General features: G+C 65.7%; 9 protein-coding genes. 6 read left to right on the plus strand and 3 right to left on the minus strand.

All coding sequences use genetic code 11. The features are described 5' to 3' along the window. Positions 1-673 precede the first annotated feature (673 nt). The 4 genes from glgX to treY all read left to right on the plus strand — a co-directional run bounded on the left by glgX (position 674) and on the right by treY (position 10314). Positions 674-2887 (plus strand): glycogen debranching protein GlgX, encoded by a 2214-nt coding sequence (glgX, locus tag VSR68_RS11650; protein WP_342939994.1) that lies wholly within the window; start codon positions 674-676, stop codon positions 2885-2887. A gap of 144 nt (positions 2888-3031) precedes the next feature. Beyond that, positions 3032-4978, plus strand: coding sequence for a malto-oligosyltrehalose trehalohydrolase (gene treZ / locus VSR68_RS11655; RefSeq protein ID WP_342939995.1), 1947 nt, complete (start codon positions 3032-3034; stop codon positions 4976-4978). A gap of 240 nt (positions 4979-5218) precedes the next feature. Further along, on the plus strand, positions 5219-7378 hold the full coding sequence (gene malQ / locus VSR68_RS11660) for a 4-alpha-glucanotransferase (RefSeq protein ID WP_342940247.1): 2160 nt from the start codon (positions 5219-5221) through the stop codon (positions 7376-7378). After that, positions 7375-10314, plus strand: coding sequence for a malto-oligosyltrehalose synthase (treY, locus tag VSR68_RS11665; protein WP_342939996.1), 2940 nt, complete (start codon positions 7375-7377; stop codon positions 10312-10314). Before malQ ends, treY begins: the two co-directional genes overlap by 4 nt. A gap of 3 nt (positions 10315-10317) precedes the next feature. Here the strand turns inward: treY and VSR68_RS11670 are convergent, their stop codons facing one another. Next, the gene (locus VSR68_RS11670; protein WP_342939997.1) at positions 10318-11661 is read right to left on the minus strand and encodes a hemolysin family protein; all 1344 of its coding nucleotides are present in this window, start codon (positions 11659-11661) and stop codon (positions 10318-10320) included. A gap of 114 nt (positions 11662-11775) precedes the next feature. Further along, positions 11776-12576 (minus strand): HAMP domain-containing sensor histidine kinase, encoded by an 801-nt coding sequence (locus VSR68_RS11675; protein ID WP_342939998.1) that lies wholly within the window; start codon positions 12574-12576, stop codon positions 11776-11778. Positions 12577-12703: 127 nt separating this feature from the next. On the opposite strand from VSR68_RS11675, the gene VSR68_RS11680 reads away from it, so the two are divergent. Continuing rightward, positions 12704-13045: an FKBP-type peptidyl-prolyl cis-trans isomerase gene (locus tag VSR68_RS11680; RefSeq protein ID WP_090871137.1), complete on the plus strand. Its 342-nt coding sequence runs from the start codon at positions 12704-12706 to the stop codon at positions 13043-13045. Between the two features lie 42 nt (positions 13046-13087). Then, a complete protein-coding gene (locus VSR68_RS11685) occupies positions 13088-13858 on the plus strand; it encodes an AraC family transcriptional regulator (protein WP_342939999.1) in 771 nt (256 codons plus the stop codon). Positions 13859-13919: 61 nt separating this feature from the next. On the opposite strand, the gene VSR68_RS11690 is transcribed toward VSR68_RS11685, so the two are convergent. Next, the gene (locus VSR68_RS11690) at positions 13920-15110 is read right to left on the minus strand and encodes an O-succinylhomoserine sulfhydrylase (protein WP_342940000.1); all 1191 of its coding nucleotides are present in this window, start codon (positions 15108-15110) and stop codon (positions 13920-13922) included. Between the last annotated feature and the right edge of the window lie 232 nt (positions 15111-15342).

The following is a 15342-nucleotide window of genomic DNA, read 5'->3' on the forward strand; positions in this document are numbered from 1 at the left end:
TGCCCCTGTGCGGGGCGGCACTCACTTTCTTTGCCGCCGCAAAGAAAGTAAGCAAAGAAAGCGGGCTCACACCGCCAGTGCTTGACGTTTACCCACGGGCTCTCAACGGCCCCATCTTTCATACGACAGTGTGCTCGCTGATGTTCGTTGCCAACGCTCCGGCTAAACGCCTCACCCGCTTCACGCACGCGTGGCACGGCCAAGGGTATCGCTGTTCCGGCGCCGCATGTCGGTAGTGAATGAGGTTGCTGTGCCGTGCAGGGCAACGCTCGCACTTGAGCCGCATCGCGTAGCGAGGGTTTCCAATGTGGTGCGAGTGCCTACACACAGTTTGCCGCAAAGGGGCCGGGGATATTCGAAGTCGCGGGCCGTAATTGGGGTGCAGATGCAGGTGAGGCGCTTGATAGTGCGTTGGCAACGCACATGGACCAGTACGTTGCCGAGCGAAATACGGGGACGTTGAGGGCCCGTGGGTAGAGGTCAAGCACTGGCGGTGTGAGCGGCTTTCTTTTGCCTACTTTTCTTTGCCGCTGCAAAGAAAAGTAGGTGCCGCCCCGCACAGGGGCAACGCCTGCGCCGCGAGGCGCATCGCGGATGCCCGCGATAAGGGCAAGCCAACGCGTCGCAGACAAAGTGAAATACGCAACAGCGTCGCAGACAAAAAAGGAAAACCATGTCCCATGTACTACCAGACCGACTGTTGCCGGGCAACCCATACCCACTGGGTTCGAGCTGGGACGGCTTGGGCGTGAACTTCGCGGTCTTCTCCGCGAACGCGCAACGAATCGAGCTGTGCCTGTTCGAGCCGACAGGCAGAAAGGAACTCAAACGCTACGCACTGCCCGAATGCACCGACGAGATATGGCACGGCTATCTGCCCCACGCGCACCCGGGCACCGTCTACGCGTTCCGGGCCCACGGCCCCTATCAGCCGCAACACGGCCATCGCTTCAATCCGCACAAGCTGCTGCTCGACCCTTACGCGAGAAAGCTCATCGGCCAGTTCAGATGGTCGGATGCGCTCTTCAGCTATCGCGTCCATTCGAACAGAATGGACCTGTCGATCGACCGGCGAGACTCGGCGCCCGCCATGCCGAAGTGCGTCGTCGTCGACGAAGCATTCGACTGGTCACACGACAAGCGCCCCAACGTGCCGTGGAACGAAACCGTCATCTACGAAACGCACGTGCGCGGCGCGTCGATGCTGCGCAAGGACCTGCGCGCGCCCGAGCGCGGCACGTTCGCCGCGCTCGCGTCGCCGGAATTCATCGAGCACCTGCTCAGGCTCGGCGTCACCGCTGTCGAACTGCTGCCCGTCCACGCGTTTCTCAACGACCGCTTTCTCGTCGAGCGCGGATTGCGCAATTACTGGGGCTACAACACGGCCGCGTTCTTCGCGCCGGAGCCGTCGTATCTGTCCGCGCACCGGCTCGACGAAATGCGCATCGCCGTCCGTCAACTGCACGCGGCGGGAATCGAGGTGATACTCGACGTCGTCTACAACCACACGTGCGAAGGCAATGAAATGGGCCCCACCGTGTCGTGGCGCGGACTCGACAACGCCAGCTACTATCGCCTCATTCCCGGCGACGAACGGCATCACATCAACGACACGGGCTGCGGCAACACGCTCAACCTGCCCCACCCGCGCGTGCTGCAAATGGTGATGGACTCGCTGCGCTACTGGTCGACGGCCTTCAATATCGACGGCTTTCGTTTCGATCTCGGCGTCACGCTCGGACGCGAGCATTCGGGCTTCGATCCCGGCTCGGGCTTCTTCGACGCCATGCGTCAGGACCCCATCCTGTCGCAGCGCAAGCTGATTTCCGAGCCGTGGGACATCGGCCCCGGTGGCTACCAGCTCGGCAATCATCCGCCCGGCTTCGCCGAATGGAACGACCGTTTCCGCGATTCCGTGCGCCGTTTCTGGCGCGGCGACGCCGGCATGCGGCCGGATCTCGCCGCGCGCCTGACGGGATCGGCGGATCTCTTCAACCGGCGCTTCCGCAAGCCGACGGCGTCGATCAATTTCGTCGCGTCGCACGACGGCTACACGCTCGCCGATCTCGTCTCGTACACGCAAAAGCACAACGAGATGAACGGCGAAAACAACAACGACGGCCACAACGAAAACTGCAGTTCGAACTGGGGCATCGAAGGCCCGACCGACGATCCCGCCATCGCCGAAACGCGCGAACGCGTCGCGCGCTCGCTGATCGCGACGCTCTTCATCGCGCTCGGCACGCCGATGATGCTCGCCGGCGACGAAATGGGCCGCACGCAGCGCGGCAACAACAACGCGTACTGCCAGGACAACGACATTTCGTGGATGGACTGGGAACGCGCCGCGCTTCCGCACGGTCGCAAAATGACCGCGTTCTTCGCGCGCATGATCGCGTTGCGCAAACAGCACCCGCTGTTGCGCGAAAACCGCTTCCTGTTCGGCGACCGCGAGGTGCTGCCCGGACTTTACGACGTCGGCTGGTTCGACGAACACGGCGAGGCGCTCACGATCGAAGCATGGCAGGACCCCGAAGGCCGCGCGTTCACGCTGCGGCGCGCGGGGCCGGGCCTGAACGAAGAAACGGAAGTATTGTTGATGATGTTGAACGCGTCGGCAGCGGCCGTGCGCTTCACGCCGCCTCCGCCGCACCTGGAATGGCACGTGCTCATCGATACGTCTGACCCGCAAGCGCCGCCTGCTCCCCTCGCGGCGCCCGATCTGGAAGTCGCGGCGCACAGCATGGTCGTGCTCGCGGCGCAGCCCACGGGCGACGCGGACTGGCAGGCGAGCTGGCGCGCGGGTGCGCAGTACGGCCCGCGTCTGTTGACGGCGCTGCCGCCCGACCCCGGCACGTCGATGCCGGACCCGGAGCCGTCCGAATGAACGCACGAATGAACGCGCGATTGAGCACGCAAATGAGCGTGCAAATGAGCGCGCGAACGAACGCACGAATGAACACGCGAACGTGCCCGTCAATGAGCACACGAATGAGCACATCGATGAGCACGCCGATGAATGGTGACAATCATGCATGAACGTCCGATCGACCCTCACGCGCATCATCACGCGCACTGCCTGCCGTTCGGCGCGCAGCTGCTCGGCGCGGCGAGCGCGAAGCCGCGCACGCGCTTCAGGCTGTGGGCGCCGTCGTGCGCGAAGATGCAGGTGATGATCGAAAGCGGCCCCGCGAAGGGCCTGCTCGACATGAGCGCGACCGGCAACGGCTGGTTCGAAACGGAAGCCGAATGCGGCGCGGGCACGTTGTATCGCTACAAGCTCGACGGCGCGCTGATGGTGCCCGACCCCGCGTCGCGCTTCCAGCCGCAGGACGTGCACGGCCCGAGCGAAGTGATCGACCCGCGCGCCTACCACTGGCAGCACACGCACTGGAGCGGGCGCCCGTGGGAAGAAACGGTGCTGTACGAGCTGCACGTCGGCGCGCTGGGCGGCTACGCGGGCGTGATGAAGCGCCTGCCCGAGATTGCCGCGCTCGGCGTCACCGCGATCGAGCTGATGCCGCTCAACGATTTTCCGGGCCAGCGCAACTGGGGCTACGATGGCGTGCTGCCGTATGCGCCCGACTCCGCGTATGGCCGTCCCGACGACCTGAAAGCGCTGATCGACGCCGCGCACGGACACGGCCTCGCGGTGTTCCTCGACGTGGTCTACAACCACTTCGGCCCGGACGGCAATTATCTGCAGCAGTATGCGAAGCCCTTCTTCCGCGAAGGCACGCATACGCCGTGGGGCCCCGCGATCGACTTCGAGCGCAGCGAAGTGAGCGAGTTCTTCAGCGACAACGCGCTCTACTGGCTCAACGAATATCGGATCGACGGCCTGCGCCTCGACGCCGTGCATGCGATCGACAACGACGCGTGGCTGCGCGGTTTCGCCGATCACGTGCGCGCGCATATACAGCACGGACGTCACGTGCATCTCGTGCTCGAAAACGAGCACAATACGGCGAACCTGCTCGACACGCACTTCACCGCGCAATGGAACGACGACGCGCACAACACGCTGCACGTGCTGCTGACGGGCGAGCATGAAGGCTATTACGCCGCATACGCCGATCAGCCGATCCACAAGCTCGCGCGGATACTCGGCAGCGGCTTCGGCTATCAGGGCGATCCTTCGCCGATTCATCACGGCAAGCCGCGCGGGCAGCCGAGCGGCCATCTGCCGCCCACGTCGTTCGTGATGTTCCTGCAGAACCACGATCAGATCGGCAATCGCGCGATGGGCGAGCGTCTGCGCGCGCTGTGCGCCGACGACGCGCTGCTCGCCGCGACGGGCCTGTTGCTGCTGTCGCCGCAAATTCCGCTGCTGTTCATGGATGAAGAGCACGGCTCGAAGCAGCCGTTCCTGTTCTTCACCGACTACACCGGCGATCTTGCGAAGGCGGTGCGCGAAGGGCGCCGCAAGGAATTCGCGCGCTTTTCCGCGTTCGCCGACGAAAAGCGCCGCGCGCAGATTCCCGATCCGAACGATCCGCAGACGTTCGCGAAGTCGTCGCCGCCCGCCGCGCGCCGCAGCGACACGTCCAACGACAAGGAAGCGTTCGAATGGATGCACTTCTACAAGTCGGCGCTGGCCGTGCGCGCGAAGCTGATCGCGCCGCGCCTGCAACGCGCGAAGCCGCTCGGCGCGGCCGTGCTGAAGGCAGACGACGGACAGGATGCGAACGCGCTCGTCGCGCGCTGGAAGCTCGATGACGGCGAGACGCTGTCCGTCGCGCTGAATCTCGGCGAGAAAGCGGTGCGGCTCGAAACACAGCCCGAGGGCATGGTGATCTTCGAGACGCCGCCGCGCGCGCGCGATCGCGTCGATGCGGGCGAGCTGCAGTCGAATGCGTTCGTCGCGTGGCTGACGGGCGACGTCTGCGAGTACGCGGTCGGTCACGACGCGCGCCAGAACGCCGACGCCGATTACGCGGCATCGGACCAGAGTAAGGCGCCAAGGCGTCAGCTCTGATCGGCCGCTTTGTATGGGACCGGAGTACGTGCTCTGCATGGGGCTGGAGTAAGTGCTGAAGCACTAACTTCGGTCGGCAGCTAAAGCACCAGCTCTGGTCGACCGCTTTGCATGGGACCGGAGTACGTGCTCTGCATGGGGCTGGAGTAAGTGCTGAAGCACTAACTCCAGCCGACAGCTAAAGCGCCAACTCTGGTCGACACAGGAGTGACACGTTTGGCCACTACACGACGTCCCGGCATGCCCGTCGATAGCCTCGCCGCGCGCGCAGGCTTCGAAGTCGAATGGGAAGACGCACATCGCAGGAAGCAGCGCGTGCCCGACAGCACGCTCGCCGCGCTGCTCGAGCGGATGGGCCTGCCGTGCGCAACCGCTACGCAGGTCCGCCAGAGCACGGCCGCGCTCGAAGCCGAACTGTCCGGCCGCAAGCTGCCGCCGCTGATGACGGTCGAATGCGGACGCGGGATCGCGTTGCCCGCCGCCGCGATCAAGTCGGGCAGCCACTACCGGATCGAACTGGAAAGCGGCTCGCTGATCGACGGCCGCTTCACGGCGCCCAGGGGCGAAGCAGCGCTGCTCTCGCCGATCGACGAGCCTGGCTATCACACGCTCGTGCTCAACGATCACCGGATGACGCTCGCCGTCGCGCCTCCGCGCTGCTACACCGTCGCCGATGCGTGGCACGCGATGCACGGCGACGACGACGCCAGCCCCCCGCCGCTGTGGGGCATCGCCGCGCAGATCTACGGCTTGCGCCGGATCGGCGACGGCGGCATCGGCGACTACACGGCGCTCGCGACGCTGGCGATCGAAAGCGCGAAACGCGGCGCGCATGCGCTCGCGATCAGCCCGACACACGCGATGTTCAGCGCGCTGCCGCAAAGCTTCAGTCCGTATTCGCCGTCGTCGCGTCTGTGGCTGAACGTCACGCATATCGATCCCGCCGCCGTGTTCGGCGCGCAGGCCGCGCAAGCCGCGCTCGATGCAGCGGGCGCCGCCGACGCCTGGACGCAACTCGAACCGCTGCCGCTGATCGACTGGAAGACGGCGATCCCATTGAAGCTCAAGGTGCTGCGCGTGCTGTTCGAGCGCTTCTGCGCAAACGACCGCGCGCAGGACCTGCCGCGCGCGCTCGAATTTCACGGCTTCTGCGAGCGCGGCGGCCGCGCGCTCGAAGACCACGCGCGCTTCGAAGCGTTGCATGCGTTCCAGTTGCAGCACGGGGGCGAAGGTTACTGGCGCAAATGGGCCGAGCCGCTGCAAGACCCGCGCAGCCCCGAAGTCGAGGCGTTTGCGAACGAGCATCGGCATGAAGTCGAGTTCCACCTGTTCCTGCAATGGCTCGCCGCCAAGGGCCTGTCGCACGCGCAACACGCGGCGCGCGACGCGGGCATGTCCGTCGGACTGATCGCGGATCTCGCCGTCGGCTGCGACAGCGCCGGCTCTCACGCATGGTCGTATCGCGACGACATGCTGCAAGGCGTGTCCGTCGGCGCGCCGCCCGATCTGTTCAACCAGGCGGGCCAGGCATGGGGACTCACGACCTTCTCGCCGCGCGCGATGCGCAACCAGGGCTTCTCGGCGTTCATCGACATGCTGCGCACCGCATTCGCGCACGCGGGCGGCATCCGCATCGATCACATCCTCGGCTTGCGGCGGCTGTGGCTCGTGCCCGAAGGCGAGTCCGCGAAGAACGGCGCGTATCTGCGCTATCCGCTCGACGACATGCTGCGGCTGATCGCGCTCGAATCGTGGCGGCATCGCGCGATCGTGATCGGCGAGGACCTGGGCACCGTGCCGCCCGGCTTGCGCGAGCGGCTGACGGAGCACGGGCTTGCGGGCATTCGCGTGCTGTGGTTCGAGCGCACGAAGGACGGCAGCGGCTTCAAGCCGCCCTCCGAGTGGGACCGCGACGCCGTCGCGACGACCACCACGCACGATCTGCCGACCGTCACCGGCTGGTGGCGCGGCGAAGATATCGTGTGGCGCCATCGCGTCGGGCAGACGGCTCCGCGCGCCGATGGCCGCGACCCCGTCGCGCTCGCGCAGGCCGAACGCGCCGTCGACCGCGCCGCGTTGTGGCAGGCGTTCCAGCAGGCGGGCATCGCCCCGCGCAAAGTCGCTGCGCCCCCGCCCGACGATGCGCCCATCGACGAAGCGCTCGCGTTCGTCGCCGTCACGCCGTCGCCGCTCGTCACGTATCCGCTCGAAGACCTGCTCGGTCTCGCGGATCAGCCGAATCTGCCCGGCTCGATCGACGAGCATCCGAACTGGCGCCGCCGCGTGATGCAGCCCGTCGAAGCGCTCTTTGCCGATGAAACGTTTTGCGACCGCCTGCTCGCGATCGAGCGGGCACGCACCGATCCAACCTCTGCATCTTCGTTGTCCGATACGCCATGACTGTCCCGCGCGCCACGCTCCGACTCCAGTTCCATCGCGGCTTCACATTCGACGATGCGCTCGCGCACGTCGACTACTTCGCCACGCTCGGCGTGAGCCACCTGTACGCATCGCCCGTCACGACGGCGACGCCCGGCTCGATGCACGGCTACGACACCGTCGACTACAGCCAGGTCAGCGCCGAATGCGGCGGCGAAAACAGCCTGCGGCGTCTCGCCGACAAGCTGCACGAACGCGGCATGGGCCTGATCGTCGACATCGTGCCGAATCACATGGGCGTGAGTCCGCACAACGCGTGGTGGCAGGACATTCTCGAATGGGGCCGGCACAGCGCGTATGCGCGCTACTTCGACGTCGACTGGCATTCGCCCGATCCCGCGCTGCGCGGCAAGGTGCTGATGCCCGTGCTCGGCGCGCCCTACGGCGAAGAGCTGACGGCGGGGCGCATCGGGTTGCGCTTCGATGCCGCTAGCGGCCGCTTCGATATCGGCTATGGCGAGCACGCGTGCCCCGTGTGTCCCGTCGATTACGCGGCGATCTTGCAGTCGGCGGATCGTGCCGATTTGAGCGCGCTCGCCGAGCGCTTCGCTCCCGTGACGACGCAGCCCGCCGATCAGCCTCGCGCCATCGAAGGCCGCGAAGCGCTCGTCGAGTTCGTGCGGCAGAACGGCGCGTCGGCGATCGAGTTCGTGCTCGAAACTTACTCGCCGCACGAGCCCGTTACGCGTGACCGGCTGCACCGGCTGATCGAGCGGCAGCATTTCCGGCTCGCATGGTGGCGCACGGCATCGGACGAAGTGAACTGGCGGCGCTTCTTCGATATCAGCTCGCTCGCGGCCGTGCGCGTCGAGCGCCCCGAAGTGTTCGACGCCGTGCACGCGCTGATCTTCCGGCTGTATGCGGAAGGTGTGATCGACGGCGTGCGCGTCGATCACGTCGACGGGCTCGCGGAGCCGCGCGAATACACGCAGCGTCTGCGTCAACGGCTCTCGGAGCTGCGCGAGGGCACGACGCCGTATATCGTCGTCGAAAAGATTCTCGGACGCGGCGAGACGCTGCGCGACGACTGGCCCGTCGACGGCACGACGGGCTATGACTTCATGAACGACGTCGGCGCGCTGCTGCACGATCCGGCGGGCGCCGCACCGCTCGCGAACGCGTGGGCCGAACTGAGCGACGGCCCCGCGAACTTCGCCGACGAAGCGCTGCCTGCGCGCCGCCAGATACTCGCGGAAAACCTGCCCGCCGAACTGGATCGCGTGGCGCGCGCGCTGCATCGGATTGCGCGCGACAACCTTCCGACGCGCGACTTCACGTACACCGCGATTCGCCGCGTGACGAACGAACTCGCGGCGCACTTCCCCGTGTATCGCATCTATCCGCAAAACGGCCTGCGCAGCAGCGCCGACAACGCGTACTTCGATATCGCGCTCGACGCCGCGAAGCAAACGCTGTCGCGCGCCGATCATGACGTGCTGGCGCAGGTCGATGCGTGGCTCGGCAGCGGCACGGACGAGAGCGGCAATGGGCGCCCGGCTTCGCTGCAACAGTCGCAGGCTTCGCAGTCTTCGCAGTCGCAGCAGGCTTCGCAGTCGCGGCAGTCCTCGCAGTCGCAGCAGGCTTCGCAGTCGCGGCAAGCGCAGCAATCCTTGCAAGCGCAGCAGGGCAATTCTGGTGCGTTCAATCACACGGCGTCGGCGCGCCGCACGGTGCAGACGCTGTTCTCGCAACTGACGGCGCCCGTCGCCGCGAAGGCGATCGAAGATACTGCCTGCTATCGCTATGGGCGTCTGCTGTCGCGCTGCGAAGTGGGCGGCGATCCGGGCGAGTTCGCGCTGTCGGTCGAGCAGTTTCATGCGGACAATCAGGAGCGCGCGCGGCGCTTTCCTCACGCGATGCTCGCGACGGCCACGCACGATCACAAGCGCGGTGAGGACATGCGCGCGCGGCTCGCGGTGGTGAGCGAAATCGCCGACGAGTGGATCGCGACGCTGCGCGCGTGGACGACGCTGAACACGCCGCATCGTCGCGCGCTCAACGGCAATGACGACGACTGGGCGCCCGGTCCCGCCGCCGAGGCGATGCTGTATCAGACGCTGGTCGGCTGCTGGCCGCCGGGTCTCTCACCCGACGACGACGCGGGCATCAAGGCGCTCGCCGAACGCGTCGCGCAATGGCAACTGAAGGCGCTGCGCGAAGCGAAATTGCGCACGACATGGCTCGCGCCCGATGAAGCGTTCGAGAACGGCTGCCGCGAATTCTTGTTCGACATCCTCGCGCCGCAGCGCCGCGATGGCTTCCTCCGCGAGCTATGCGCGTTCGTTGCGCGTATCGGGCGCGCGGGTGTCGTGAACAGCTTGCAGCAGACGGTGCTGCGTCTCGCGTCGCCGGGCGTGCCCGATCTGTATCAGGGCACGGAGCTATGGGACTTCAGTCTCGTCGATCCCGACAACCGCCGGCCCGTCGATTTCGCGCAGCGGCGAGCGATGCTCGCGGAAGCGCCGCCTTCCGCGTATCTCGCGGACTGGCGCGATGGCCGCGTGAAGCTCGCCGTCATCCAGCGGATGCTCGCGTTGCGCATGCAGATACCGGAGCTGCTCAGCAAGGGCACCTATTTGCCGCTGACGGTGCAAGGCCGGCATGCGGACCGCGTGATCGCATTCGCTCGGCGTCACGGTAACTGCTGGGCGGTGGTGATCGCGACGCGTCTGTCGACGGCGCTGCTCGACGCCGACAACGACGTGCCGCTCGTCGATCCGATCGACTGGGAGGACACGGCCGCGCAGATGCCCGAAGAACTCTTTGCGCGCGCGCTGTTCGACTGGGTGAGCCCCGCCGCGCCGAAGGTGGAGGACACGGGGCTGCTCTATCTGCGCAATGCGCTGACCGCGATGCCTGTTGCCGTGCTCGTTGAGGACGGGGTGCCGCGGGTGTGATGCTCAGCCACCTTCATCATCAAACGCCTTCGGATAAACGCGCACCAGCACGATCCGCGGGCCCTTCATCCTCTTCACGACCACATCGAAGCGGTCGAATTCGATGCGCTGTCCTTCTTCCGGCAGATCGCCGAGCGCATTGATCACGAGGCCGCCGACGGATTCCGCGCGGCCTTCGTCGATATCGATACCCAACGCACGCTCCAGCGACACCACGGGCAAGCTGCCCTTGCCCATCAGCGTGCCGTCGTCCATGCGAGTCCAGTCGGCGTCGCCTTGCCGGAACTCGTCGTGAATCTGGCCGACCAGCGCGCCCAGCAGATTGTCGAGCGTGAGAAAGCCGATCGGCTTCGCGTTCTTCTGCCCGACGAGCGCAAGATGCGGCGCGCCCTTGCGAAAGCGCCGGAACAGTTCGAGCGCGGGCATGTTGGGCTTCACGTACTGCACGGGGCGCACGTAGTGCGACAGGTCGTCGAGCGTGCTGCCCGCGTGACGCGCGAGCAACAGGTCCTTCAGATGTATCGTGCCCGCGACGCGCTCACCCGTTGCATCTTCGAGCAACGGATAGCGGCTGAAACGATGGCGCGCGACGGTCTGCATGTTCTCGCGCCACGGCAGATCGCGCCGCAGGCTCACGAGTTCATGCGCGGGCCGCATCAGGTCGGACACCGTCATCCGCGAGAAGTCGAGCGAATGCGCGATCGTGTTCCATTCGTCCTGCGAATAGGCGTCCTTCGGCGCATCGAGTCCGTTCGCGACGCTCGCGTGGCGGCCGCGCAGGATCAGCTTCAGTTCTTCCGTCGAATAGTGCGTGTCGCCGCCGTGATCGGACGACAGTCCCGCGACGCGCAGCACGGTATTCGCGCTCGTGTTCAGCAGCCAGATCGCGGGATACATCGCCCAGTAGAAACCGTACAGCGGTATCGCGACCCACAGCGCAATCTGCTCGGACTGACGGATCGCGAGCGACTTGGGCGCCAGCTCGCCGACGACGATGTGCAGAAACGAAATGCACGAGAACGCGAAGAACAGCGAGATGCCGTGTATCAGCTGCTCGGACTCGATGCCGAGCAAGTGGAATAGCGGGTTGAGCAGTTCCGCGAAGGCAGGCTCGCCGATCCAGCCGAGTCCCAGCGACGCAAGCGTGATGCCCAGCTGGCACGCCGACAGATACGCATCCAGCCGCCCATGCACTTTCGCGAGCAGCTTGCCGCGCAAGCCATGCTTTTCCGCGAGCGTCTGGACGCGCGTCTGCCGCAGCTTCACGAGACCGAATTCGGCGGCGACAAAGAAACCGTTGAGGGCAACGAGCAACAACGCGCCAATGAGCGCGATGACCTGGATCAAAGCGGACAACTCCGGCAACAAAAGCCGTCAGTATAGAGCGCGAAAGGCGTGTGAAAGTGCGTGCCGCGCATCGATTGGCCATCCGGCCAGGTCATCGGCGCATCGCGTGCACCGTCATGCGCGCGCGAGCGGAACGCGCAGCCTGAGCGTCGACGGCTGGCCGTCGACCCATTCGCCCTGCTCGAATGCGCCGTCGTGCGCTTCCGCAACGCGCTTGCACAAGCCAAGCACCCACGAGATGCGGCCGGCTTCGCGCGGATGCGTCGCCTGCTCGCGCGCGAACTTTTCGAGCACGTGCGGCAGCCCGGCATCCGTCAACGCGGCGCGCGCGTGCGGCCAGGTGACGGTGGCCTCGAACGTCGACGCATCGACGCGCGCAGCGAGCGCGACCGTCGCGCCGCTCGCGCTCGCTTCGACGGCGAACGTGACGAGCAGCCACAGCGCGGCAGCGAGCCGCTCGCGATCGCCATCCAGTTGCTGCGCATCGATCGACGCATCGAGTTCAAGCGCGACGTCGCGCTGCGCAGCGAGCGCGTCGCGCGCGTCGCCGATCGTCTCGTCCATCAGCGGCCGCAACGCGAACGTCGCGCGGTTCAACGTGAGCGTGCGCGTTTCGGCGCGCGTCGTATCGACGATCGATTCGAGCAGCTTCACCTGCTGATCGACGCCGTTGCGGATCCCTTCGAGCGCGCGTTGCGCAGTGGCGTCGCTCGTGTCGATCTTGCGGTCGAGCACATACGCCCAGCTATGAATCGCGTTCAACGGGCTGCGCAGATCGTGAGAGACGAGAGAGAGCACATGATCGCGCATGAAGAGCGCCGTTTCGGCGCAGCGTCGCGCGGTGCGATCGGCGGTGGCATGCATCCCCTGGTTGCTGCCGGAAGAAGACGGTGTAGACGTGGTCACGATCGACATCCTCGTTGGCGGTTCATCATCGGTTGCAGTCTGGTCATTATAGGCTCAGGCCGTTCGGACGATCCTCGCGACAGCACGCCGACACGCCTACAATAACGGTTTCGAACGATTATCAAAGGAGCATCGCATGACCACTGTCACCACGGCCTCGGGCCTCAAGTACGAAGACCTGAAAGAAGGTACGGGCGCCGAAGCGAAGGCTGGCCAGACCGTCAGCGTGCACTACACCGGCTGGCTCACGGACGGCCAGAAGTTCGATTCGAGCAAGGACCGCAATGACCCGTTCGCGTTCGTGCTGGGCGGCGGCATGGTCATCAAGGGCTGGGACGAAGGCGTGCAGGGCATGAAGGTCGGCGGCGTGCGCAAGCTGACCATCCCGCCGCAACTCGGTTACGGCGTGCGCGGCGCCGGCGGCGTGATTCCGCCGAATGCGACGCTCGTGTTCGAAGTCGAATTGCTCGACATCTGAGCGTTTCTGCGCTTTTGAATTTTTTGTTTTTGACGTCCTGAGATGAGCCACGCCGTCAACGACGCGCCCAGCGTTTCCCTGCGCCGTTACGGCGCGGTGGAAGCGTCGGACGTGCACAACTTTCATCAGATCGTGCTCGGTCTCGACGGCTCGATGGTGATGGCCGTCGACGGCGTCGCGCGCGAGATCGACAGCACGTCCGCGTGGCTCATTCCGGCAGGCTCGCGGCACGATTACGCGGGCGTCGGCGAGAACCGGCAACTCGTGCTCGATCTGCCCGCATCGTCGGTTGCGGTGCCGCAGCGTCTCTTCGACAAGGCGCGCGCCGTGGCGATCGACGCATCGCTCACGCAACTGGTTTCGCACATCGCGGGCCGCGCGACGGGCCATATCGACGGCGATGCCGCGTGGCGGCGCTTCAACTGGGACGCAGCGGCGCGTCTGTGCGCGGCGATCGTCGAAGAGACGGGCATGGCGGATGCTGCGCCCGGCGCGGGGCTCGACTTCGCGCGCATCGACGGCTGGCTGCGCGCGCATCTATCGGAACCGCTGCGTATCGCCGATCTCGCCACGCATTGCGGCTTCGGCATGCGGCGTTTTCATCAGCTCTTCATCGAGGCCTTCGGCGAAACGCCACATCGCTATTTGCAGCGTCTGAGGCTGGATACGTCGGTCACGTTGCTCGCCGATCCGCGCCGTTCGCTGACGGACGTCGCGCTCGAAGTGGGCTTCGGCGACCAGAGCGCGTACACGCACGCGTTCACGCGGCGCTATGGGATGGCGCCCGGCCAGTGGCGGGCGCTGTTGCACTGACTTCCCTCGACGGCGATGGCACGAACCGGACGCGTGCGCGCGCCCGGCTCTCTTCACATGATCAGCCGGTCAGGCCGCGCGCCAGATCGTCGCGGATATCGTCGGCATTCTCCAGACCCACGGCGAGGCGGATCAGCCCTTCCGTGATGCCCGCTGCCGCGCGCGCCTCGGGCGTGATGCGGCCGTGCGTCGTGGTGGCGGGATGCGTGATCGTCGTGCGCGTATCGCCGAGGTTGCCCGTGATCGAGCAGATCTTCGTGCTGTCGATCACGCGCCATGCGTTCTCGCGCATCTGCTCGGGCGTGCCGCCCTTCACTTCGAACGAGACGATCGCGCCGCCCGCCTTCTGCTGACGCTTCGCGATCTCGTACTGCGGATGCGATTCGAGGCCCGGATAGAACACGCGGCTCACGGCGGGATGCGTGTCGAGCCAGCGCGCGATTTCGAGCGCATTCGCCGACTGGCGCTCGACGCGCAGCGACAGCGTTTCCATGCCCTTCAGCAGCACCCACGCGTTGAACGCCGACAGCGTCGGGCCGGCGCTGCGCACGAACGGAAACACCTTTTCCATGATGAACTGCTTCGAGCCGATCAGCGCGCCGCCAAGCACGCGGCCTTGGCCGTCGAGGAACTTGGTCGCCGAGTGCATCACGACGTCGGCGCCGAGCTTCAGCGGCTGTTGCAGCGCGGGGCTGCAAAAACAGTTGTCGACGACGAACAGCGCATTCGCGGACTTCGCGATCTTGCTGATCGCTTCGATGTCGGCGATTTCGGTCAGCGGATTCGACGGCGTTTCGAGGAAGAACATCTTCGTCTCGGGACGCACGGCGTTTTTCCATGCATCGAGATCGGTCGGATCGACGAACGTCGTCGTGATGCCGAACTTGCTGAAGATCTGCGAGAACATGCCGAGCGTCGAGCCGAACAGGCTCTGCGAGCTGACGAGATGATCGCCCGCCTGCATCGCCGACATCACCACCGACATGATCGCCGCCATCCCCGACGCCGTCGCCATGCACGCCTCGCCGCCTTCGAGCGCCGCAAGACGATCCTGGAACATCGTGACCGTCGGGTTCGTGAAGCGCGAGTATGTGTAATAGTCTTCGGATTTCCTGAAGCGCTCGGCGGCTTCCGCGGCGCTCGCAAAGACAAAGCTCGACGTCAGAAAGATTGCCTCGGAATGTTCGCCGAAATCGCTGCGCAACGTGCCCGAGCGGACTGCGAGAGTGTCGAAGTTGAGGGTGTCGTCCATGTTCGTTCTGTTCCGCTTTTTCCAGGCCTCATGCGCTTATCCAGGTTCCGCCAGGTTCACGCATGCGAGAGCAACAAAAAAGCCCGCTTTGCGTCGGCATAAGCGGGCTTCGTGTGCGGGGAGCTGTGAGCGTCGATGGCTGTGCTGCTGACCCCACCGTTCGCTTTAGCTGTTTTGGGTTTCCCCGCGTCCGCAAGCTGAGATCAAATCGACGCAAGCCCCGATAGTAACA

Origin of the sequence: Paraburkholderia phymatum (assembly GCF_038900715.1) — a bacterium.
In the GTDB taxonomy this organism is placed as follows: domain Bacteria; phylum Pseudomonadota; class Gammaproteobacteria; order Burkholderiales; family Burkholderiaceae; genus Paraburkholderia; species Paraburkholderia phymatum_A.